Annotated in this window: 16 protein-coding genes and 1 pseudogene; 12 read left to right on the forward strand and 5 right to left on the reverse strand. The window is 39.2% G+C overall.

Annotated features, from left to right (window positions below; all coding sequences use genetic code 11):
• Positions 1-410 precede the first annotated feature (410 nt).
• Positions 411-470, reverse strand: a pseudogene (locus V7K41_RS02165) (DUF433 domain-containing protein); the annotation flags it as partial.
• A gap of 233 nt (positions 471-703) precedes the next feature.
• Here V7K41_RS02165 and V7K41_RS02170 point away from each other — a divergent pair.
• The 11 genes from V7K41_RS02170 to V7K41_RS02220 all read left to right on the forward strand — a co-directional run bounded on the left by V7K41_RS02170 (position 704) and on the right by V7K41_RS02220 (position 19,077).
• The gene (locus V7K41_RS02170) at positions 704-3,412 is read left to right on the forward strand and encodes an MGH1-like glycoside hydrolase domain-containing protein (protein ID WP_334845510.1); all 2,709 of its coding nucleotides are present in this window, start codon (positions 704-706) and stop codon (positions 3,410-3,412) included.
• A gap of 357 nt (positions 3,413-3,769) precedes the next feature.
• Positions 3,770-5,203 (forward strand): sensor histidine kinase, encoded by a 1,434-nt coding sequence (locus tag V7K41_RS02175; protein ID WP_334845511.1) that lies wholly within the window; start codon positions 3,770-3,772, stop codon positions 5,201-5,203.
• 201 nt (positions 5,204-5,404) lie between these two features.
• Positions 5,405-5,602, forward strand: a complete 198-nt coding sequence (locus V7K41_RS02180) for an ATP-binding protein (protein WP_334845512.1) — start codon at positions 5,405-5,407, stop codon at positions 5,600-5,602.
• The gene (locus tag V7K41_RS02185) at positions 5,599-6,273 is read left to right on the forward strand and encodes a response regulator transcription factor (protein WP_334845513.1); all 675 of its coding nucleotides are present in this window, start codon (positions 5,599-5,601) and stop codon (positions 6,271-6,273) included. The genes V7K41_RS02180 and V7K41_RS02185 overlap by 4 nt, the downstream gene beginning before the upstream one ends.
• A gap of 56 nt (positions 6,274-6,329) precedes the next feature.
• Entirely contained in the window at positions 6,330-6,542 is a 213-nt protein-coding gene (locus V7K41_RS02190; RefSeq protein ID WP_334845514.1) for a CopG family transcriptional regulator, read from the forward strand.
• A 282-nt stretch (positions 6,543-6,824) separates the two neighbouring features.
• Positions 6,825-8,138: a hypothetical protein gene (locus V7K41_RS02195; RefSeq protein WP_334845515.1), complete on the forward strand. Its 1,314-nt coding sequence runs from the start codon at positions 6,825-6,827 to the stop codon at positions 8,136-8,138.
• A 68-nt stretch (positions 8,139-8,206) separates the two neighbouring features.
• On the forward strand, positions 8,207-12,898 hold the full coding sequence (locus tag V7K41_RS02200; protein ID WP_334845516.1) for a response regulator: 4,692 nt from the start codon (positions 8,207-8,209) through the stop codon (positions 12,896-12,898).
• Between the two features lie 248 nt (positions 12,899-13,146).
• On the forward strand, positions 13,147-13,782 hold the full coding sequence (locus V7K41_RS02205) for a hypothetical protein (protein ID WP_334845517.1): 636 nt from the start codon (positions 13,147-13,149) through the stop codon (positions 13,780-13,782).
• 104 nt (positions 13,783-13,886) lie between these two features.
• Positions 13,887-16,070, forward strand: a complete 2,184-nt coding sequence (locus V7K41_RS02210; protein ID WP_334845518.1) for an OmpA family protein — start codon at positions 13,887-13,889, stop codon at positions 16,068-16,070.
• Between the two features lie 50 nt (positions 16,071-16,120).
• Positions 16,121-16,645 carry a Rab family GTPase gene (locus V7K41_RS02215; RefSeq protein WP_334845519.1) on the forward strand — a complete coding sequence of 175 codons (525 nt, stop codon included), beginning with the start codon at positions 16,121-16,123 and terminating at the stop codon, positions 16,643-16,645.
• Positions 16,646-16,662: 17 nt separating this feature from the next.
• The gene (locus tag V7K41_RS02220) at positions 16,663-19,077 is read left to right on the forward strand and encodes a hybrid sensor histidine kinase/response regulator (RefSeq protein WP_334845520.1); all 2,415 of its coding nucleotides are present in this window, start codon (positions 16,663-16,665) and stop codon (positions 19,075-19,077) included.
• 79 nt (positions 19,078-19,156) lie between these two features.
• On the opposite strand, the gene V7K41_RS02225 is transcribed toward V7K41_RS02220, so the two are convergent.
• Positions 19,157-19,573 carry an ATP-binding protein gene (locus V7K41_RS02225; protein WP_334845521.1) on the reverse strand — a complete coding sequence of 139 codons (417 nt, stop codon included), beginning with the start codon at positions 19,571-19,573 and terminating at the stop codon, positions 19,157-19,159.
• A 150-nt stretch (positions 19,574-19,723) separates the two neighbouring features.
• Here V7K41_RS02225 and V7K41_RS02230 point away from each other — a divergent pair, with 150 nt between their 5' ends.
• Positions 19,724-20,911, forward strand: a complete 1,188-nt coding sequence (locus tag V7K41_RS02230; protein WP_334845522.1) for a SpoIIE family protein phosphatase — start codon at positions 19,724-19,726, stop codon at positions 20,909-20,911.
• A gap of 42 nt (positions 20,912-20,953) precedes the next feature.
• On the opposite strand, the gene V7K41_RS02235 is transcribed toward V7K41_RS02230, so the two are convergent.
• The 3 genes from V7K41_RS02235 to V7K41_RS02245 form a co-directional block, all read right to left on the reverse strand.
• Entirely contained in the window at positions 20,954-21,280 is a 327-nt protein-coding gene (locus tag V7K41_RS02235) for an STAS domain-containing protein (RefSeq protein WP_334845523.1), read from the reverse strand.
• Positions 21,281-21,368: 88 nt separating this feature from the next.
• Positions 21,369-22,082: a PIG-L deacetylase family protein gene (locus tag V7K41_RS02240; RefSeq protein ID WP_334845524.1), complete on the reverse strand. Its 714-nt coding sequence runs from the start codon at positions 22,080-22,082 to the stop codon at positions 21,369-21,371.
• A gap of 88 nt (positions 22,083-22,170) precedes the next feature.
• Positions 22,171-24,141, reverse strand: coding sequence for a glycosyltransferase (locus V7K41_RS02245; RefSeq protein WP_334845525.1), 1,971 nt, complete (start codon positions 24,139-24,141; stop codon positions 22,171-22,173).
• Positions 24,142-24,223 lie beyond the last annotated feature (82 nt).

Genomic DNA, 24,223 nt, shown 5'->3' on the forward strand with positions numbered 1-24,223 from the left:
GTATATGGTTTCTGTTTTGGCGGCGGCTCTCCCTAACTCAACTCTCTCATAGAATCCATTTGTCAATAGGGTTTGAGACGCGCTAACCCTGTATCAACCAATAGGTTGAAGTTACCGTTAGCCCCCTTCGCTTTTTGTAGTTAATTAATAGTGTCGATCTCGTCTGCTTATTTTCAACTTGCGATCGCATTCAGAGAAAATAATCATGATTTATTATATTTTGATCGCAGCCAATTGTTTTACCCAATATAAAGCAATACGCTTGGGTTAAGGCTAAAAACTAAAACTGGCGTAGGCGTAGGTTGGGTTGAGGAACGAAACCCAACATTATCAGGGCTACTATTCTTCTTACCCAAGCGTATTGCAATATAAAGAGTGTCCCTATGACTGAAATCGAAATTTACAGTAGCAATCCGCATTCCTCGAATGCAAGGTTTACCACTTCTTTTACCCGCTTCAATTGTAATAATGTTGTGGTATAGCTTTTAGTTATCGCTTCTACTCCAAACTCAACGCAAAATTAAATTAAGTTTGGTTGTTAATAAAAATTAAAATTATCTTTTATTAAGTCTGATATAAATTTTATAATACCAATTTTACTATCAATTATTAATTATAACTTCAGCGCTATCTTAAGTAGAAACGGGATACTTCAGATAGCAAATTCACTGAACTAAAATACAGATATGCATAGGGTGATGTTATGAAAATTTTAACCCCAGAAGAAATCAGATTAGCAGAAGCCTTGAGTCACAAAGCTCATTGGCGCAGATGGGGGCCATATTTGAGCGATCGCCAATGGGGAACGGTACGCGAAGACTACAGTCCCAATGGTACAGCCTGGGACTATTTCACCCACGATCAAGCTCGTTCTCGTGCCTATCGTTGGGGTGAAGATGGGATTGCTGGCATTTCTGATAATCATCAACGACTTTGTTTTGCGATCGCACTTTGGAATGGCGAAGATTCTATTCTCAAAGAAAGAATTTTTGGTCTAACGGGTAGCGAAGGAAATCATGGGGAGGATGTTAAAGAATATTACTTTTATCTAGACAATACTCCTACCCATTCCTACATGAAAGCACTTTATAAATATCCCCATAAAGCTTTTCCCTACTCTCAATTAGTTGCCGAAAATCAACGTAGAAATCGCCACGAGCCAGAATTTGAATTACTAGATACAGGTATATTTGATGAAAATCGTTACTTTGATGTCTTTATTGAATATGCTAAAAATACTGCTGAAGATATTCTCATCCAAATTAAAGTAGTCAACCGAGGCCCAGAAGCAAAAACACTACACCTATTACCTACTCTCTGGTTTCGTAATACTTGGTCATGGAATGGGGATACCAGCAAACCTACTTTAAAAGAGGTCGAATCGGGTAATGGCTTTGATGTAGTTGAGATGTTTCATCCAACTTTAGGTAATAGGTGGCTGTATTGTCAGGAAGCAAACGAGATTCTCTTTACAGAAAACGAGACAAATTATCAACGATTATTTGGCTCTCCTAATTTATCTGCCTATGTCAAAGATGGCATTAATGACTACATCATTAAGGATAAAATAGAGGCAGTAAATCCAAATAAAGTGGGCACGAAAGCATCTGCTGATTATTTGTTAACAGTTGGGGCAGGTGAAACTAAAATTGTTAAATTGCGATTGAGTGATGTACCCGATTTAGGTGAGCCATTTGGCAAAGAATTCGATACAATCTTTTGGGAACGACAACAAGAAGCAGATAAATTTTATCAGCGTGTCACGCCATTTGCTCTCAGTGAAGATATGCGAAATGTGCAGCGACAAGCATTTGCTGGAATGCTGTGGAGTAAACAATATTATAACTATGTTATAGAGGATTGGTTGAAAGGCGATCGCAATACACCACCGCCACCTCCAGAACGCCAACAAGGCAGAAATCGGGAATGGTTTCATCTCTACAATAAAGATATTCTTTCTATGCCCGATAAGTGGGAATATCCTTGGTTTGCTGCTTGGGATTTGGCATTTCATACCATTCCTTTGGCAATGATTGACCCTGATTTTGCTAAGTATCAGTTAGATGTTTTAACACGGGAATGGTATATGCATCCTAACGGGCAAATTCCTGCATACGAATGGGCCTTTGGTGATGTTAATCCACCTGTTCATGCTTGGGCAATTTGGCGAATTTATAAGATTGAGCAAAAGATTTATGGACGGGCAGATAGACAGTTTTTAGAACGGGTTTTTCAGAAGTTGATGCTTAATTTTACCTGGTGGGTAAATCGCAAAGATACTGAGGGTAACAACGTCTTTCAAGGGGGATTTCTCGGTTTAGATAATATTGGTGTATTTGACCGGAGTTCTGCTCTCCCCACGGGTGGACACATTGACCAATCTGATGGTACGAGTTGGATGGGAATGTATTGTTTGAATATGTTAGCGATCGCTTTAGAATTAGCCAAGACTAATCCTGTTTACGAAGACATTGCTACCAAGTTCTTTGAGCATTTTCTTTACATTGCTGATGCGATGAATAAAATTGGCGAAATGGAAGCTAGTTTGTGGAATGATTCAGACGGATTTTACTACGATGTACTGCATTTACCTGAACGACAAATTACTTTAAAAGTCAGATCAATAGTAGGTTTAATTCCTTTATTTGCCATTGAAACTATTGAACCAGAAACTTTACAAATGCTTCCCGGTTTTAAAAAGCGATTGGAATGGTTTATCCAAAACCGTCCTGACTTGCGGCAAAATGTCGCTTGTATGGAAACAAAAGGAGTGGGTGCGAAAAGATTACTAGCGATCGTTTCCAGAGATAAGCTCAGAAGTATTCTACAAAAAATGTTGGATGAAAGCGAGTTTTTTGGAGATTACGGCATTCGGGCGCTTTCTAGATTCCATGCTGAAAATCCTTATATTTTTGATGTCAAAGGTTCGCAATTTCGAGTCGATTATGAACCTGCTGAATCTAGTAGTGGTTTATTTGGTGGTAATTCTAACTGGCGCGGCCCCGTTTGGTTTCCGGTGAATTTCATCCTAATTGAGTCTTTACAAAAGTTTCATTATTATCTAGGAGACGATTTCAAAGTTGAATGTCCAACAGGTTCTGGTCAAATGATGACACTTTGGGAGGTTGCATCAGAATTATCTCAAAGGTTAACCAAGATTTTCTTGCAAAATACCTTTGGTAAACGTCCTGTTTATGGTGGAATACAAAAGTTTCAAAACGATCCACACTGGCAAAATTTGATTTTATTCTATGAGTATTTTCATGGTGATAATGGAGCTGGAATTGGCGCTAGTCATCAAACTGGCTGGACAGGTTTAGTTGCGAAATTAATCCAGCAATTTGGTGAATATGAAGCACAGGATCGAGAACCAAAAATAGAGAAGGATAAAAATGCGATCGCTTTAACATAACAACATCCAAATCCGATTCTATCTCGCCCTCATGAAAAAGGCTTGTTGTTACCACCCCGTCTCGGAATCAATTTCGAGGATTAAAAATCTTAAGGTGATTCTCAGCAGAAATTAATTTAATTACTAGTAAATGCATTTAGATTATTCTTAGACAAGAATTTGCGGATTTGAGATGGCAATTAAATAAAAATATTTAGCAATCTTTTTGGAATGGCTGCACTTTTCACTGTAGGTATGCAACAGAGGTAAGTTCAAATCAGCTATAACTAAAGATGTAGCGGTTAACAGTAACTTTACATTTATCGGTCTGATTTTATTTTTCAAGCCTTATTAAACACCTAAAACGCAACCGAAACAGTGAAGCAAATCATAAAATTTGGGATAAATATAGATCCATTTTCTTTACAATCACGCCTCATAGTTGGTATTGCATCATTTTCAGCTTTGGTATTAGGTAGCCTTGCTACATGGACTAGTTGGAAAATGCAACAAATTTTAGTTGATAGTCATAAATATAATATAGAACAAATTGCCAAGCGCTTGCCGCAAGATGTGCAAATTTATAGTGAAATGATGCAACCTGAAACTGGGTTGCAAAAGGCTATTAATAATTTGGCAAATACCAACATATTATTATGGCTAAAAAGTCCCGATCGTAAAATTTTAGCAAAATCTACTACTTTAGATTTATTATCTGATACTACGGTAGCTGAATTAATCTCTCTGACTAAGATGCCGATTAAACCACAAGTTTACAAAGTGAACCAAAGCTACTTTGTTTTATGTAGTAGTTCTGTGCGAGTACAGGGTAAATTACTAGGCGAGTTATTTGTAGTCAAGGATATTACCCACGAACAGAGAATGTTTGTAGTAATGGTTCAGAGTTTAGGTATTACTAGTGTTTTAGCAATTTTTGTTTTAACTGCTGCGATCGCATTTTATATTAAGCGTTCTCTGCAACCTCTGCGCCAGCTAAATCAAATGGCTTCTGTGATTTCTGCTGAAGACTTAGGACAAGCGCAGCTATATCTTGATAATGCACCCAGTGAAGTTAAAGAATTAGCTCAAACTTTAACCATGCTGTTATCGCGCCTTTCCCAATCATGGGAGCAAGAACGAGAATTTGTGAGTAATGTTTCTCACGAATTACGCACACCTTTGACGATTGTACATGGTTATTTGCAAAGTGTCTTGCGAAGGCAGAATAACTTAACCCAAACTCAGCAAGAAGCTTTAGAAACTGCTGCATCAGAAGCTGAACGCACTATCCGCCTGCTACAAGATTTACTTGATTTAGCACGTGCAGATAGCGGTTACTTATACTTTCAAATTAAATCTTATGTGCTGAATGACTTGGTTGAAGAAGTTGTCATGATGGCAAAAAAATATAGCGATCGCCCAATTACAATCGAGTCAGAAATTTATCCAATTGCGATCAAAGCAGATTATAGCCGCTTTAAACAAGTGTTACTAAATTTAATTGATAATGCCATTAAGTATTCTGATGCTGACACACCCATAATTTTTAAGTTAGATCGGCTTCAAGAACGGGCTATTATTCAAGTTTGTGACAAAGGTTATGGCATTCCTTTGCAACAGCAAGCACGGATATTTGATAGATTTTATCGTGTAGATGAATCTCGCTCTCATACTACCGGGGGTTGTGGTTTAGGTTTATCGATTGTTAAGACACTTGTAGAAGGTATGGGAGGTAGTGTAAGTGTGGAATCAAAGTTAGGAGAAGGGAGTATGTTTACAATTAGTTTACCTACATATAATAGCTCTATCTGATTTGTAAAAATTGCAAGACTTAAATCCCCAGTTTCTTGATTTGATTGCAGACATAGTACAAATGACAGAGAAATTTGGTGTTGCCGAATTCCAGGATGAAAATAATTTTGCGTGATTTCAAAACCTTTGTAGATACTTTGCAATGCAACATTTCTACACCAAGATTCCTACATCTAATCAGCAATGCCAGAAATTTAAGCATTGGGTAATCTATTTGGAAGTCATCCCCTTTCCTGTGAAAATAAAGGCAGCCCTCGTTTAACTGGCAAAGCAGGTTTGGGTTTATCGATTGTGAAACACCTAACCGAAGGTATGGAAGGCAAAATTGCCATCCTTTCAAAGCCAGGTTATGGTAGCACTTTTATTCTTACATTACCTGCTTTAGGAGCAAAAATATGACAGCACATATTCTTTTGGTGGAAGATGAAGTCAAACTGGCGCGATTTGTCGAATTAGAACTTAATAGCGAAGGATACCGGGTAAGTGTCGCCCATGATGGCATCGCAGGCTTGACTCTGGCGCGAGACTCATCACCAGATTTAGCGATTCTGGATTGGATGCTTCCAGGGTTGACGGGTTTGGAAATTTGTCGACGTTTGCGAGCAACAGGTAGTACAGTACCAGTAATTTTGTTGACAGCAAAAGATGAAGTGAGCGATCGCGTGGCAGGATTAGATGCAGGAGCTGATGATTATGTAGTTAAGCCCTTCAGCATTGAGGAACTATTAGCTAGAATTCGCGCTCATCTCCGCCGCACGCAAGAAACAGACGAGGATTTGTTGCAATTTGAAGATTTAAGCTTAAATCGGCGCACCCGTGAAGTATTTCGAGAGAAACGAAGCATTCAGTTAACAGCAAAAGAATTTGACTTATTAGAGTATCTCCTTTCACACCCACGTCAAGTATTTACTAGAGATCAAATTTTAGAGAAAGTTTGGGGTTACGATTTCATAGGTGATTCTAATATTATTGAGGTTTATATTCGTTATTTGCGACTCAAGTTGGAAGAAAATAATGAAAGACGTTTGATTCATACAGTCCGTGGTGTAGGCTATGCACTACGGGAGTAATTGTAATGAATTGGTGATTTCAAGAAAAAGCAACATATTGAATATCAAAGAAAATTATGAAGAAAAAATGGGCTGTTAAACGACTGACAGTAAATCTCACAACCGAGGAAATGAAGAAACTTGAATACTACTGTACTCTCACAGGAAGACCAGCAACAGATGTAATTCGAGAATTGCTCCGAAGTCTTGAGGTTGACAATGCTGAAAACTATGAGATGGGAACAGCAGACTCAACAATGACTGTTGGCAGTGGCTCAAAATCACACTAACTATCGACTCGAATATAGCGTTTCCTAATCAGAATGAGGTACAACTTAACCTCACCCTCAACCTCTTGATAAAAAGAGGGGTTGGGGGTGAGGTTTTAATATGTACTTCATGCATCTGGGAACTTCTATATCCTGCCAAATTAACGTTTTTATGCCTTTTGCCTTTTTTATGTCTTAACAAGCATCGATTATGGGCATCATAATCCCAGTCCGAATACATCAGCTAGCAGCCAGAAAATTATTTGGCAGCAAGTTTTTCATTTACAAAGATAGTATCAACCGATGGTATATATTTTTAGACCTTATCTCTTTGTTTCTCGATATAGTTTGTACGCTGTATTTCTTTTGGGATGCCTACAGATTCAATTGGGAGTAATCTGTAGCGTAGGTATTTGGATATTATCAGAAGCTAAATTACAAGCAGCCCAACCACATCAGGACTGGAAATCACCTTCAGGATTTACCGAGCAAGTCACCACAGTAAATCCTGAGTCAGCAGAGCAATACTCAAAACCACTCCCCTATCGGTTAGAGCCAACACCTATTTTGCTGGCGGCACCCGAAAACTTCAATCCTGATTTGCGATTACCGCCATCGTTACCCGAACCACCGCAGCAGAATTCTAGCCCGCCATCGCTACCCAAGCCACCGCAGCAGAATTCTAGTCCACCAACAACTTCCACCAAACCAAAAACGCCGGATGCAGTTTTGGAAAGTATTGATACAGACTATCACTATGAGACAGACAACTTTGGTCAAACTAATTTTTTCCTCGAACCAACAGTTCAGTTTCGATTGAGAAATGGCAATAAAATATTTTTCAAGACAGGTTTTAACTTTTTTGAGCAACGCGGTGTTGAATCAGTAACCAACTTTCCCTTGCAAGTTGGATGGCAAGGAAAAATTGGACAAGTGACTCTACAAACAGCAGCCGGAGTCGATGTGTTCAATCGTTTACCCACAGCTATCAATCTCAATGCTAAGGTGGAGGCTCCCATTTCGCCGCCAAAAGTTTCGTCATCAGGTCGATTGCTATCGGTAGTAGTACTATCAGGTAATTTAGAACAAGGGCCTTATAAATCAAATGCTCGAACTTTAGAAAATCAAATTACTGCTTGGCGATTTGGGCCTGATTTATACTGGCAGATTGACCGTGATACCAGCTTGTTTTCGTCATTGCGTTTGGGTAGTTACAACGATGGTAATTCCGATGTGCAGTCTTTTAGTAGGTTAGAGCGCAAGTTCGGACAATTTTCTTTGGCAGCTAACTTATTTACTTGGAGTTTCGATCGCGATTTAGAACGCACAAGTGGCTATTTTTCTCCACCAGATTTTTTAGTTTACAACGGTGAGGTAGCTTGGGAGGGAAATATTACTAATTTCTTACGCTGTCGCCTCGCTGCCAACTTAGGACGGCAGCGACTTAAAGGAGAATTTGACAACGCTAATACCTATCAAACGCGCTGTACAGTAAAACTGTCGCCCAATATAGAAGCAGACTTGGGCTATAGCTTTAGTAATGTCCGAAATCAAGAAACCGGGGGAAGTGCCTACAGTGGTAATTCTTTGACAGGACAGTTGCGGGTCAAATTTTAGGAGGCAGGAGGGAGAATAAATAATCTAAAATCCAAAATCTCAAATCCAAAATGGTATAAAGCTGAAGAATGAAAGCACCATTACCTGATAACGAAACACAGCGAATCGAATCTCTTTTGCAGTACAAGATCCTTGATACTCCTTCGGAAATTGCCTTTGACGACCTTACCCGTTTAGCCTCGTATATTTGCGGAACTCCTATTGCCTTAATCAGTTTAGTTGATAGCGATCGCCAGTGGTTCAAGTCAAAAGTTGGTTTAGATGCCCTAGAAACACCGCGAGATGTGGCATTCTGCGCCCATGCTATTATCCAACCTGAAGTTTTTGTTGTACCTGATGCCACAGTTGACGAAAGATTTGCGACAAACCCGCTAGTCACCTCTGACCCTAATGTTCGATTTTATGCTGGTATACCCCTGACTAACCCTGAAGGATATGCACTAGGAACACTTTGTGTAGTTGACCATGTACCAAGAAACCTCTCCCCAGAACAGTTGGAAGCATTACGAATTCTAGGTCGGCAGGTAATTAAACAACTAGAAATGCGGCGCACTTTAGCAAGTTTAGTTTTGGCAAGTGATACACGCAAACAGGTGCAGAAGGGACGCAAACAATTTTTTCAAAAAGTAGCTGGAGGGTTTGGGTTAGCATCGGCAATTTTAGTTTTGATTGGCGTGATTTCTTATCAAAATACACGTATATTAATTGATACGAATAATCATGTACAAAAAACTCAAGAGAAAATCAATAAATTAGAAGAATTACTGTCCGAAATGAAGGATGCGGAGACTGGACAACGCGGTTACATCCTCACTGGACAAGAAAGTTATCTGGAACCTTATCAAGCAGTAGTTGGAAACATCGATCGCAAAATTGTAGAACTGAAAGATTTAATCGCAGATCAACCTAACCAACAAAAGCAGTTCGCAAGCCTTGAACCTCTGATAGCTGCAAAACTTGCCATACTCAAGCAGACTATATACCTGCGTCGAAATCAGGGATTCGAGGCGGCGTTGCAGGTAATCCAGACAAATCAGGGAAAATATCTCATGGATGATATCCGCAAGGTCATACATGAGATAGAGAATCAGGATAAAAGGTTGCTTCAACAGCAGTCACAAGCTGTAAAAGCCAGTGCTAACAATACGGTTTTGACACTTGCGATCGCTATTTGCCTAAGTTTTTTGATTTTGGCTATAATCTACTACTTTATTTATCATGAGGGAAAAGAACGGAAATTAACAGAGGAAACACTGAATCAAGAACGCAACTTTATCTCAGCAGTCCTTGATACAACCAGCGCTTTGGTAATAGTTCTTGACCCTAAAGGGCAAATTGTTCGCTTCAATCAAGCTTGTGAACAAACAACTGGTTACTCATTTGATGAGGTGAAAGGAAGGCATTTCTGGAACGTGTTTTTACTTCCTGAACAGGTAGAGCAAGTTAAAGCAATTTTTGAGCAGTTGCGATCTGGTGAAGCGCCCAAAGAATACGAAAACTATTGGGTAACTAAGGATGGCAGTCGGCGGCTGATTGCCTGGACTAACACTACCTTGCAAGACTATGAGGGTCACGTTGAACACATTGTTGCCACAGGTATTGACATCAGCGATGTCTTCGAGGAACTTCGCTTACGCCAACGAACTGAACAGCATCTGAAAGCAGAGTATGTTACAACCCGCGTCTTGGCAGAGTCAACCACAATCAACGAAGCCATGCCCCAAATTTTGCAAGGAATCTGCGAAAGTTTGGCATGGGATTTAAGTGAATTTTGGATGCTAGATCGGCGAGCAAATCTACTGTCTTTGCTAAATTCATGGTATAAAATCTCCTTCGAGATGCAAGAATTTGACATCCTCAGTCGGCAAAGCACATTTGCACCAGGAATTGGGCTGCCTGGTCGTGTCTGGGCTAGTCTTGAACCTGTTTGGATCGCTGATGTCGTTAAAGATCGGAGTTTCATTCGCTCTCAAATGGCTGCCCAAGCAGAACTGCACGGAGCTTTCGGTTTTCCGATTCGTAGTGGTAAAAAAATCATCGGTGTCATTACCTGCTTTAGCCATGAGATCCAGCAAGCTGACCCAGATTTGGCAAAAGTCATGAATTCTATTGGTGAGCAAGTAGGGCAGTTTATTGAGCGCAAGCAGGCAGAAGAACAACTCCAACGCCAAAACTTGCGATCGCAACTATTTACTGAAATCACCCTCAAAATTCGTCAGTCTTTGCAAATCAAAGAAATTCTCCAAATCACTGTCACCGAGGTTCAAAAAATTCTCCATAGCGACCGAGTTTTGATTTATCAGCCTTTGGCAGATGGATCTGGAGGCACCGTGGTTGAGGCAGTAATTTCTGGCTGGCTGACAATTAAAGATAAAAAGCTTACTGATGCTTACTTTCAAGCCGAATTCATTCAGCAGTACTATCTACAGCAGTACCGTCAAAAACCGAATCTGGGGCTTGCTGACTTGGATATAGCTGAAGTCCAAAAAAACCATCTCGAATTACTGCAACAATTTGGAGTCCAGTGTAATTTAGTCATACCCATTCTTGTCAAAGAAGAACTCTGCGGTTTACTGATTGTCCATCAGTGCGGCAGTTCCCGCCAATGGTCTAGTTTTGAAACTCATCTTTTACGGCAAATAGCTGACCAAGTAGGTATTGCCTTAGCCCAAGCCCAAATGTTAGATGCAGAAACTCAACAGCGACGAGAACTCGAAATTGCTCGTCACCAAGCCGAATTAGCTTCTCAAACCAAGAGTGCCTTTTTGGCCAACATGAGCCATGAAATTCGGACTCCAATGAATGCTGTATTGGGGATGACAAGCTTAATGTTAGAAACTCCCCTAAACTCCGAGCAACGAGATTTTATGGAAACAATTCGCATTAGTGGCGATGCTCTGTTAAGCCTGATCAACGAAATTTTGGATCTATCCAAACTAGAGTCCGGGGAAATGGCACTAGAAACTCTAGATTTTAACTTATCTACCTGCGTAGAAGAGGTGTTGGAATTATTGGCTCCCTCAGCCCATCATAAGGGATTAGAAATTGCAGGATTAATCTACAGCAATGTCCCCACCCAGCTCCAAGGCGATGCTGGCCGCCTGCGGCAAATTCTCATGAACCTGATTGGCAATGCGATCAAGTTCACCAGTAATGGAGAGGTAGTATTACGAGCAGAATTGCGTACGCTTTCCCCGACTACAGCCACCATCTATTTTGCCATTACAGATACCGGTCTTGGCATTACCCCTGAAGATCAATGCAAACTCTTTAAGCCATTTACCCAAGTAGATGCTTCCACCACCCGTAAATATGGCGGCACAGGTTTAGGATTAGCCATCTGCAAACAACTGGTAAGCTTGATGGGAGGAGAAATGGGCGTAGAAAGTCGGTTGGGAAAAGGATCTAAGTTTTGGTTTGAAGTAACTCTCGCCAAGCAACTTGACCCTATTTCTTTAGAAGGCGAACCCGAACTTTTGCTCAATCGCCGCTTGTTAGTAGTGGATGATAATGCTACTAATCGCAAAATCATCCACCATCAAGCTAGCCGTTGGGGGATGCTAGTGGATCAGGCTGCTTCGGCTACTACTGCCCTCAAAGCTATTCAGGAAGCTGCCAAGCAAAAAAATTTCTATGACATAGCTGTGATTGATATGCAGATGCCAGAAATAGATGGCATGACTTTAGGAGAACAAATTAAGGCAAATTCAGCGATCGCTGGGCTACCTTTGATTATGCTTACCTCTACTAATCAACGTGATGAAATCCAGCGATCGCTCAAAATAGGATTTGCGGCTTATTTAGTCAAACCTGTTAAGCCGTCCCGACTCCTCGATACCATCATGACTATTTTAGGAACGCAGCTAGAAGAGGAGACAGAAGTCAGAATTCAGGAGTTAGAAGTCAGAAGTCAGAATTTAAAACTGAAAAGTTCTGAAAACAACCGTAACTATTATTCTCCTAGCTCCCATAAATTGAGAATTCTCTTAGCCGAAGATAATTTGGTGAATCAGAAAGTTGCCTTGAAGCAACTCCAAAGCCTGGGTTATAGCGCTGATGTCGCTGGTAATGGGAAAGAAGTTTTGCAGCTATTAGAAAAAATCCCCTACGATTTAATTCTGATGGATTGCCAAATGCCAGTTCTTGACGGTTTAGAAACCACAAAAGAAATTCATCGTTGGCAAGAAAGCGACTTTGCTAGTGGTTATTGTCCTGTGGTAATTGCCATGACAGCTAATGCCATGAAAGAAGACCAACAAATGTGTCTAGATGCCGGAATGGATGACTATTTGAGCAAGCCAGTAATAAAAGAAAAATTGGCGTTGGCACTAGAGCGTTGGGGAAATGTGATATTTGAGGCAAAAGAAACAGCTGCCACAGAGCAGATTTCTACAACAGATGTCGGTTCAGTTAACCTCCCAATTGATTGGGAACGCTTGCACCAACTCTCAGAAAACAATCCAGAATTTGAATTGGAACTACTGCAAATATTTGTTGAAGATATTCAACCTCGTCTAGAGGTCATTAAAATAGCGATCGCAGATCATGACTTTGAGCAAATAGCGCTCCAAGGGCATCAAATTAAAGGTGCTAGTGCCAATATGGGAGTTACAACCATGCATTTGGCAGCAGAAAAACTAGAACAACTAGCTTATAACCAAGAGCGTCGAGGTTCTAGTAACTTAATCATAGAGTTAGAAGACTTTGTTAAACGCATCGAAGAATTTTTGAACTGTAAAGATAGTAACGCCAAAAACTGAAAAATAATAATATTTATTAATAAATTAAGGGTAGCACTTCTTTCTAAGTAAGTTCTGAAAAACACTTATTTTCCATTTCTCATTACTCATTTCCTCTTTTCCAGATAGAACTTGTGAACAACTGGGAATACTAACAAAGTATATTCGGTGAGTTAGCTGCATCATAAGCTAAGAATTTTTAGCCCAAATATCAGTTAAATGCATCACCTCTTATTCCCAATTGATTCCCGAAAAGCGAGGTTTTCCTAATGAGTCAGATGAGTAGAGACGATGTACGAGAAAGACTTGGCAATATCGATCAGATCCGCGATATTATTCTTGGAACACAGTTAAGAGAGTACGAAAATCGATTTAGCAAGCTGGAGTCTGATATATCTCTCCTGCAACAACAGACGCGATTGCATGTCGAGCAACTCAAGTCCAACTTTTCTGCTGAACTAAAAGCGGGGTTTGAGTCCCTGGATAAAAAGCTGAAGTCATTTAGCCTCGCAACTCAAGAAGAAACTCTTGACTTACGGCAACAGGTTGATAGACTTAATAAAAAGTTCTCTAGCAGCGTTCAGTCTCTTGATGAAACCTTAGATAGCCAAACTACCTCGATTCGAGATGAAATATTTCAAACTAAAGTCCAATTACAAGATGATGTCACGGCATTACGGGATCTGATTTTAGAAGAAATAGATCGACGCTTCTCGCAGTTGACAGACACTAAAGTTTCTAAAGACGATATGGCTGAAACCTTGTTTGCCTTAGGAATGCGTCTAAAAGAAACTGAATTTATTCCCAAATTGCGAGAAGCAGCCAATGAACGCAGCGACGAATATACTGCTGTACCGCTTCTAGAAACTACAAAGTTGTCAAAAGTAAGTGTTAACTCACTCTAACAGTACGGCAGAATTATATTCGTAATTAAGTCAGAAAGTAAAGAAAGATGAGGTAGATAATAACTTCTAGCTCCTAACTCAGCACTCTAAAAAGGACGACTCAGGTGAAAAATTCGATTTCTCAATCTGTTGATTTACAGCCAGAAATAGCTGTACAGCTTGACAATTTGCTGCATTTGCTAATCGAACTCAAAATTATCGAATCACCTGAGCAGTCTTTTCCTTTATTACCATCAGAAACTGATAATAAAAATGAGTATATTCCAGAAAGAATTGAATTATTGCAACTTCCTCCAGTGACATTAGAAGTATGTGAAGCTTATTTAGAGTCAAATTTTAGTTTTCCTCAAGATGTATCCAATTACTCACAAACTACTCAAGAAGAATTAGAAGAATCTATTGAAATATTTACAGAATTTGAGGAAAAATTAGACAACTCAGAGGATGCATTGCAAAAATTACGGGAAATATTAGTCGGATATGAGCTATCAGAAATAAATAATATTACAGCTAAACTCGAACAAAAATTAACAAAAATAGAGCATCAAATTTACGACCCTAAAGAGCTAATAAATCTACTACTCCCGTGGATTTCTGAGCTTTTAAGGCTGAAGATTACAGAGTCGAGAGAGGAAATTGTCCAAATAATTGCTCCTATCATTGATGAGACTATCCGCAGTCGCACTGAACAAGATAAAATTAGCATGAGTACTGCGATCGCGCCTGTTATTCCTCTAGCTATTTCCCAACAGATTATTATAGCTCCAGAAGAAGTTTCAGATGCGATCGCTCCGGCAATGGGACGAGCTATAAAAAAGCAAATTGAAATTGAGCAGAATATTGTGGTGGATGCACTCTACCCAATTATTGGTAGTACCATAGCTAAATATATGGCAGAGACAATCCGTGCCATTAACCGACAAGTTGAAGAAACCCTCAGCGTTGAAGGCATTAAACGTAAAATTCGTGCCAAGCTACAGGGAGTTTCTGAAGCAGAATTAATTCTTAAAGAAGCTCTACCATTTACAATTCAAGCCATTTTCTTGATTCATAAAGCATCTGGTTTAGTTATCTCAGATATTCAGCACTCTCATGTAGAGCAGTTAGAGGCTGAAATGGTAGCAGGAATGCTGACAGCAATTCGCAGCTTTGCCAATGATTGCATCAATCAATCTGGAAGCATAACAGAATTAGATGCTATTGAATATGGGACATCAAAAATAATTTTAGAAGTTGCAGGATACTGTTATTTAGCGATTGTTGTGCGAGGAGAGCCAAGCAAAAGTTTTCTTGGGAAAATGCGACAAGTCTTCAGCACAATTATTAAAAAATATGGTGATTTAATTGAAAAATTTGACGGCGATCCAGATTTAATTCCTATTGAAGTTCATATCCTTCTAGAAGAACTGAAAGATACAGATATTCAGGAGAAAAAGAACCAAAAAATTTCACCACTACTAATATTAGGTTTAACAGTTATCAGCAGTATTTTCATTCCTTGGGGTATTTGGCAATACCGTAGTGGAGTTATACATTCCATTGAAAATCAAACTTCGTTAGCTCTAACTTCTGTTCCAGAACTAGCCGTATATCGGCTTACTGTAAAAGTAGAACACAACAAATTAAAATTAACAGGACGATTACCTAATCAACTTCTTCGCCAGAAAACCGAGCAAATTGTCAAAATCACCTCTCCTAATTGGTTGATTGACAATCAAATTTTATTAGTAGAAGTACCAGCAGACCCCGTATTAGCTGCTGCTGAAGTCAAACGAGTCACAGCAGTTTTAAATCAGACTGACGATATAGCAATTTCCGCCCAATATATCGCCGGAAAAGTAGCTGTTGAAGGAACTGTCAACCGAATTGCAGATGCTCAGATTATTGCTAATGCATTTGAACAAATTCCCGGCGTAAAATCTGTGTCTAGCGCGGTGCGAGTACAACCCCCACAGATTGAAATTCGATTTTACTTTCAACCCAACTCAGCAAGTTTAATAAAAGCAGATTTAGTGTACAAGATTCAACAGGTGAAGTTTTTCCTCAATCAGCACCCAAATAAGTATTTAAAAATTATTGGTTATAGTGACCATACTGACGCGAACAAATCTCAAAAATTGGCACTGACGCGAGCAAAGGCTGTACAACAAGCACTGATTAAATTAGGCATCGAGCCATCTCGCCTACAGGTCATTGGTAGGACAAATTTACCACCAGGAATTGATGTAACTCAACCCTTGTGGTTAAGCCGCTGTGTGGCTCTAGAACCGATAAACAAGCAATTTTAAGTTTATAATAGCGATGATTTTGATCAAACATTTTCTAATTTTCTCCAACTATGTCTACAATCTCTAAAAAAATATGCTTGTTTGGTGATTTTGGTGTTGGTAAAACTAGTCTAATTCGCCAATTTGTAGAGTGTCAGTTTAGTGATGAATACCTTTCAACTGTCGGAGTAAAAATCTCTCGCAAATTGGTTTGTCTTTCAGAAAAAGACCTACTTGCTGAACAAAAGTTACAGTTGATAATTTGGGATATTGAAGGTAGTAATAAGTTTAAGGCAGTTGCTAAAAACTATTTTCAAGGGTCTAAAGGTGCTGTGATAGTCGGTGATGTGACACAAGCAGAAACGCTCAATCATATCCAGGAGCATATTCAAACTTTTTTAGCTGTTAATCCTAACAGCTATATTGTTGTTGCACTGAACAAATCAGATATGATTGCAGCCGAATATTTAGAAAAAATTCGTCAAATGTATCAATTCACCAAGCAAGCTAATATATTAGACACTTATGTAACTTCAGCTAAAACTGGCAATAATGTTGATAAAATGTTTCAAGCTTTAGCCACTCGTTTAATTTAATTAAGATGAATTCATTTTTGACAAATTTATTATCTGTATGTAATATTGACTATTTGATAATTGATGAAAACTTCAAGATTCTAGAGATGTCTTTGGGATTAAATCATTTTGCCGATATTCCTAATGAAGTAAAGCTTGGTCAGGATGTTCGGATTGTGTTTCCAGAATTAGAGGGGCTTGAAGATATTTTTGATGCAATTCTACAGGGAGAACAAGATAATTTTGAATTAAAAGGAATTAGGCGATCGCAAGATACGGCTTCTCCTTTATATATTGATATTCGTATTATTAATAATATCCAAGAAGACCATTTCAGGAATCGAATAATCATTGTTATTCAAGATGTAACAGAACGGATGGTGCTTGAGCAATCTTTGTTTCAAGGTGCAAATGAAGCAAATCTTTTGCTACGTAACTTAAAAGCTTCTAAACAATATATTGACCAAATTGTGACATCAATGGCGGACGCCTTGTTAGTGACAACGCTATCAGGCGAGATAAAAAAAATGAATTATGCCGCACAAATTTTATTGCAATATAACGAATTAGAACTTATTGGTAAACCAATCGCAAAAGTTATTAGAGAAGTCAATAAGTATCCATTGACAATTGATGATACTGATATATCCCACAGTCAAGACATAAATCCTTTAGTAAAAGAAGTAGAAACCGTTTGTTTTACCAAAAGTGGTAAAACAATTCCTGTAGCTTTTTCATCTTCAATCGTAAAAACAGAAATTGAACATTTTCAAGGTTATGTTTACATTTTGCGAGACATGACTGAACGAAAGCAGGCAGAACTTGCTAAACAAGAATTCTTAGCGATGATTAGCCATGAGGTTCGGACTCCGATCGCATCGGTAATTGGTATGGCCAATTTGTTGCAATATACTGAATTGACTGCTGAACAGCAAGACTTTGTTGAAACCATCTACACCAGTGGAAATTCTTTACTCAAAATTATTAACGATTTCCTTGACTTCTCCAAAATACAATCGGGCAACTTAGAACTTGAAGCGGAACCTTTTGCTTTGCGAAATTGCATTCATGAGGCTCTTTATATGCTTGCGCCTACAGCTAGAGAAAAAGGTTTAAAACTCACATTTTTTGATACTCCTGAACTTCCTACTACGATTGTGGGGGATATTACCCGACTGCGCCAAGTCTTAATTAATTTACTCTGTAATGCGATTAAATTTACCGAAACTGGAACCATAGAAATTTCAGTTATAACCCGCAAGAATAGCGATATTAATCATTCTTTTGCTGCCAATACTGACGAAATTCAGTTTAGTGTTAAAGATACAGGCATTGGAATTCCACGCGATCGCCTTGAACGTTTATTTAAAGCCTTCAGTCAAGTTGACTCCTCCATTACTCGACAATATGGCGGTACTGGCTTAGGTCTTGCCATCTGCAAGCAACTGTGTGAGTTAATGGGTGGCAGAATTTGGGTTGAAAGTGAGCTTAATGCAGGTAGCACGTTTTACTTTACGATTACCGCTTCTGTTATTCCAGAGGAGTCAGCAGCAGCCAGTGTGGTCTTATCCCAACAGGAGACGCTAAGACCGATCGAGTCTCCCCAAGTGGAGCAACTGGCGTTCAAGAGTCAGGAGTTATTCAGCGTCCCCGCTTCCTCTTCTCCGTCTCCTGACTTCCATAAATTAAGAATTCTTTTAACTGAAGATAATCTGGTGAATCAGAAAATAGCCTTGAAGCAACTCCAAAGCCTGGGCTACAGTGCTGATATCGCTAATAATGGGAAAGAAGCGTTGCAGCTATTAAAAAAAATTCCCTATGATTTGATTCTAATGGATTGCCAAATGCCGATTCTCGACGGTTTGGAAACCACAAAACAAATTCATCGTTGGCAAGAAAGCAGCTTTGCTAGTGGTCGTCGTCCTGTGGTAATTGCGGTAACAGCTAATGCGATGAAACAAGACAAACAAATGTGTTTAGATGCCGGAATGGACGACTATTTGAGCAAGCCGGTGATGAAAGAAAATTTGGCCGCGACGCTAGAGTATTGGGGAAATGTGATATTTGAGGCAAAAGAAACAGTTGCCACAAAGCAGATTTCTACAACAGATGTTGGTTCAGTTGACCTCCCAATTGATTGGGAACGCTTGCATCAACTTTCAGAAAATAATCCAGAATTTGAATTGGAACTATTGCAAATGTTTGTTGAGGATATTCAACCTCGTCTAGAGTTAATTAAAATAGCGATCGCAGCTCATGATTTTGAGCAAATAGCGCTCCAAGTCCATCAAATTAAAGGTTCTAGTGCCAATATAGGAGTTACAACCATGCATCTGGCAGCAGAAAAACTAGAACAGTTAGCTTACAACCAAGAACGTCAAAGTGCTACTAACCTAATCTTAGAGTTAGAAGAGTTTGTTAAATGCATCCAAGAATTTTTAATCAAGAGTTAAAAGTTAAGAGTTAGTATTATTTTCCCCTATCTCCCTTGTCTTTTTATTTTCTGATTCTCTGCTCCTCTCATCGGCATCTTTAATAAGATTTACTAATAAATAAACAGTAACGATTATCTCCTGTCGGCTCATAACTCAATTTGTCAGCAATGGTGGACATGATTTTTAAACCCCGCCCGCGCTCTTGATCGTTATCCTCAAATTCAGATGTTTGGCGCAATTGCTGTTCTAAGTCAAAGGCTTCACCTTGCGACCAGATGCGAATTTCTATATATTCATCTAACCGCATAGCCTCCATCTCAATCGGAGTTTCAATAGGTAAATTTTTGTGGGCATGTTCAACAATGTTAGTAAAACCTTCTATCATCAGCGTTTGACATTGCCACCAAATTTGTTTATTGGGGATAGGTGGTTGATTCATCTGCTCGAACCAAGACAAAACTTGAGGTGAAGCTGTCAGGTCTGTGTTGACTTTGAGAGAAATTTTATTATTCACTTCTTAACTAAGAAAATATTGTGAAATCATCATATTCGCTAATTAGTTTATTTAATTTGAGTATTTTTACTATACATTAAAAACTAATTTGCATATAACTTAAATTAAAGTAACTATTTATCGATCATTTTACTTAGAAAACTGTAATTTATGTTTAAAATTCTGGTTATTGATGATGACCCTACAGTGCGAGCAGTACTGAAAAGCACACTCCAAAGGCAGGGTTATGAGACTACTGTAGCGAGCAATGGCGAAGAAGGAATTATCCAAGCACAACTGCTACATCCTGCCCTGATTATCTGTGACTGGATGATGTCCCAGGTAGATGGGCTAGAAGTGTGTCGTCGAATTAGAACAAATCCAGAGTTAGCAACTACTTTTTTTATTCTATTGACGGCTAGGGGAGCAGCTCGAGGAGAGGAGGAAGATAGAGTTAGGGGACTTGACGCTGGAGCGGATGAGTTTATCTCTAAACCAATAGAGATGAATGAATTGAAAGCACGGGTAAGAGCAGGACTAAGGTTACACCAGCTAAATCAGGATTTACAAAGTCAAAAGCAAGCTTTGGAGACACTCAATCAGGATTTGCAAACCCAAAAGCAAATTTTGGAAGCCGAATTGTCTGAGGCAGCTGCTTATGTGCGATCGCTTTTACCCTCACCGCTTGTAGGAGCAGTAACTACAGAAAATCTGTTTATTCCCTCAGCGCAACTAGGAGGCGATTGCTTCGACCATCATTGGATTGACGAGGATCATTTGGCAATTTATTTGTTAGATGTATCTGGTCATGGGGTGGGTTCAGCTCTCCTATCGGTATCCGTGTTGAATGTTTTGCGATCGCAATCTTTACCGAACACTAACTTTTCTCAACCAAGTGAAGTCCTAAAAGCCCTTAATCATGCCTTCCAAATGAGCAAGCACGGTGATAAATACTTCACAATCTGGTATGGAGTTTATCACCGCCTTAAACGTCAACTCATTTATGCCAATGCCGGACATCCACCAGCTTTACTGTTATCTAATACCTCCACCAATAAGATTGAAGTTAAACAGCTAACTTCTTTAGATTTACCAATTGGCTTTTTGCCTGAAGTTAAATTTGAGGATGCTGTTTTCGAGGTCGAAGAAAACAGCACTTTATACATCTTTAGTGATGGCGCTTATGAAATTAATCAGTCAGATGGCAAAATTTGGGGAATCGATGCTTTCATTGACTTACTAACCAAATATAGTCAAAATACCTGTAATCTCAATCAACTATTAGCGAACATTCTCACCTTAAATGCTCAAGATAATCTTGATGATGACTTATCTTTAGTAAAAGTTAACTTTGGTTAGAATAGTCAGTTATGCATATTTAATTTTGGATTAATTAACAGCTTATTGTGTTGCTAATACTTGACGAGAAAATTCATCTTTGTCAGCAAAGGTTTGAAAAATTCTATCCATTTTAGTTAGTTCAAATAACATCCTGACTTGATCGCTTATCGAACAAACAAACAGTTTAGCATTAGCAGTTCGTACCATTTGCATTGCTGATACTAAAGCACCTAACCCAGAGCTATCAATAAACTTTACTTCTTTCATATCGATCAACAAAATATCGGCTCCGTTTGCCAGAAGACCGCTAACTTCACGACGTAGTTCGTTACCTCTAATACCATCTAAAATTCCAGACAATTCTAGTACTTTTACATTCAAATTCATGGTTTTATTTTCCGATTATTTGGCTTGAGAACTATGTAGTTATATTTTGGCATTGACCTAATTAAACGGCAATAGATAAAGTCTGCAATTAGCTTTTTTTTACTACTTGCTGATTACTATTATTTGCGATTGCAGTAAAAAAGCTAGCATCAACCCATTGACGAGAAATTTCAAAAGCTTCAAAATAGCCGTCTTTTTGACCTAACTCTCGTGCCCAAAAGCGAGACAGGACAAGTATGGCATCAAGTTGCATAAATGCTTTATTTAACTCTGATTCATAACAACCGATAGCTGCAACTTTTTCTTCAATTACAGAGGTGATATCCACAAAAAAGTTGGGTTCAAAACCGCGCAAAAAAACAGGTGGTGCTGAATACCACAAGGGTATGTTTTTGCGGGTAGCAACATTAGAAACTGCGATCGCACACACTTCATGATCTCTATGTCCATATTTTTCGGGTTGTGGTGCGTGAGTAATAATCAGATCCGGTTGCCAACGCCCAAGAGCTTCTTCAGTAACTTTAATCACTGCTTGTGTTGAAAAATTGCACTCCTCAAGTGCATGAAACTCATAAGTTGCACCGATGATTTTACCAGCTGCATCTGCTTCTTGATGACGTGTACCCTTCACAGGCGAACTGGAAAGACCGCCATCAGTCAAAATTAAGCAACGAACATTCCATCCTGCTTTGGACATTAGACTGAGAGTACCAGCAGCAGGTAAAACTTCATCATCAGCATGAGCATAGATTGTTAAGACAGTTCGCTGACCAAAGTTGTTTGAGTCCGAATAAGTGTTCATAGCTGTTTTCTTTCTAAATTAGATTTGCAAGTCAGCAGTCATGAGTTATTTATTCACCTGCTCTTTTCCAGCTTTTTTTACTTACCTCTTAAACTTGTTTTGGAGGCTGCCAAACAGATGCGCGGATGATAGCCCACAAAAGTAATAAATTATAGATAGCCCATGCACCATTAAGCAGGTGAACCTGAGGATTATTTAAATGGCCAATTGCGAATTGATAAAGGCTCCATAACATACCCAAGATGGTAAGGATAAAAACAACCAACTGTGGCCAAACAAGCCGGAGATAAATCCCGGATTGCCGCTGCTTAGGTGTGACTTGGAAATTGAGTTTTTGTCCTGTGAATACACTCCATACAGCTTGGATTAACAAAGGGAATAAAGCGATCGCATATTGTTCCGAGCGCCATACTTCTCTAGCTGGAATGCCCCAAGTAGCTGCAAGGAAAGTCAGACGGTTAATAATAAAAGCTGGGAAAAAGTGTACGGCAAAGTCAGGTCCGTAGGTTTTGACTGGAACAATGTCCGTAAAAAAATAAATAATTGGACAAGAAATAAAAACCAGAGTTGCAAAACCAGAGAAATAACTATACATCGTCTTGAAATATTGCAACCTTTGCCAAAAGGTTAGCCCTGTTTTTGTCAATGGATTTTCCCTCACTAGCACTTGGATAGTTCCTTGTGCCCAACGTAGCCGCTGTTTTAGAGTAGAACTTAGATCGTCTGGTGCTAAACCTTCTGCCAAAAGTTCATTATGATAAATAGATTTCCAACCAGCACTATGCAGACGCATTGCTGTATTCATATCTTCCGTAATGCTATTACTGGATACCCCACCAACTAAATCAAATTCATCTAAACGTTTTTCATCTTTGGCAAATTCATCAGCAAAATTTTGCAGTCCTACACTAACTAATGCTTCACGTCTGAGAATTGCATTTGTGCCCGTATAAAACGCAGCATTCATACCATCTTTACCTTGTTGAAGCGGCCCATAAAATAAATTTGCTCGATGTCCAAAAGGATCGCCTGGTGGAATATTGTAAAAATCCTGACGGGTCTGTACAAAAGCAATTTGATTCTGGTCGTATTTTCCTGTTGAAAGATTATAGGTGTAGAAATAAGGCAGAACTCGCTTGAGAAAATTTCGCTTGGGAATGTGGTCAGCATCTAGAGTGACAATAAAATTTCCTGACGTTTCTCCAGAAAAAATTGCATAATTGATATTGCCTGCTTTGGCATGATGTGCTACACCAGGCGTCTTAGGACGAGCAATGTAACGAAAACGAGCGAGTTCAACTAGTTCTAGTTCTTTTTTGTGAATGGCTTCTTCTAAAGCTTTCCGTTCGGTAATTAGGCGATCGCTAATACTTTGATGAGTCGGAGGTAGCCAAAGAATCAGCGATCGCAAACTTTGCACAAATTCAGTAGCAAACTGGTTAACCACTGGTTCTGATGATGTTTGCAGCCATTGTTCGGCAGCTTGAGTATTAGGTGTCAGATTTTCCAGTTGCTTCAAGCGCTCTAACAAACAAGAATGTTCTGCATCAATCCGTTCCGCTTCTAGCTGTAATTGTGGTGACTGCAAATCTTCAATACACAATCTTTCTGTCATCGCTCGCATATCAGCCGAGTTACCATCATCCAGCACATAAACACGTAACTTTGTTGGCGGGTAATCGATTGTTAGAGCAGCTTTGGCAGTTTCTTCGACAATTTCTGTCGGCTCGTTGTAGCAAGTGACAAACACATCCACTGTTGGCCAGTCGGATCTGGGTAGAGGTGGGGTCATCTGGTCGAGAGACTTAATTTGTCTGATTAAAGGTCGCCACAACCCAATTACAAACATTACGCCACCGAAATAGCTGTAAATCTCGGCTATCAGCAAAGGAATCGAGATCCAGAGGGCATCAAAATTGATGGAATGGGTGACGCGCCATTGCAAATACCAGATACCAAAAATCAAATTGATTTCTGCTAGATAACGGAACAACAGCGTTCTTTTTTTGAGTAATGAGCGGCTGTTACCAGAAAAGTTTGTAAGGGAAACTGAAGTCATCTTAGTACTCAATAGTTAATGTATCTACATCCTTATCAAAACAAGTATTCCCTAGTTAAATTTGTAACTAACAAATTTTTCT

It is taken from the genome of Nostoc sp. (assembly GCF_036917415.1).
GTDB lineage: Bacteria > Cyanobacteriota > Cyanobacteriia > Cyanobacteriales > Nostocaceae > Nostoc.

Excerpts from the sequence above, each read along its gene's own strand:
- V7K41_RS02245 (WP_334845525.1), bottom strand. The coding sequence starts at position 24,141 with ATGACTTCAGTTTCCCTTACAAACTTTTCTGGTAACAGCCGCTCATTA.
- V7K41_RS02185 (WP_334845513.1), top strand. The coding sequence starts at position 5,599 with ATGACAGCACATATTCTTTTGGTGGAAGATGAAGTCAAACTGGCGCGA.
- V7K41_RS02200 (WP_334845516.1), top strand. The coding sequence starts at position 8,207 with ATGAAAGCACCATTACCTGATAACGAAACACAGCGAATCGAATCTCTT.
- V7K41_RS02230 (WP_334845522.1), top strand. The coding sequence starts at position 19,724 with ATGTTTAAAATTCTGGTTATTGATGATGACCCTACAGTGCGAGCAGTA.
- V7K41_RS02195 (WP_334845515.1), top strand. The coding sequence starts at position 6,825 with ATGGTATATATTTTTAGACCTTATCTCTTTGTTTCTCGATATAGTTTG.
- V7K41_RS02170 (WP_334845510.1), top strand. The coding sequence starts at position 704 with ATGAAAATTTTAACCCCAGAAGAAATCAGATTAGCAGAAGCCTTGAGT.
- V7K41_RS02215 (WP_334845519.1), top strand. The coding sequence starts at position 16,121 with ATGTCTACAATCTCTAAAAAAATATGCTTGTTTGGTGATTTTGGTGTT.
- V7K41_RS02240 (WP_334845524.1), bottom strand. The coding sequence starts at position 22,082 with ATGAACACTTATTCGGACTCAAACAACTTTGGTCAGCGAACTGTCTTA.
- V7K41_RS02235 (WP_334845523.1), bottom strand. The coding sequence starts at position 21,280 with ATGAATTTGAATGTAAAAGTACTAGAATTGTCTGGAATTTTAGATGGT.
- V7K41_RS02205 (WP_334845517.1), top strand. The coding sequence starts at position 13,147 with ATGAGTCAGATGAGTAGAGACGATGTACGAGAAAGACTTGGCAATATC.
- V7K41_RS02190 (WP_334845514.1), top strand. The coding sequence starts at position 6,330 with ATGAAGAAAAAATGGGCTGTTAAACGACTGACAGTAAATCTCACAACC.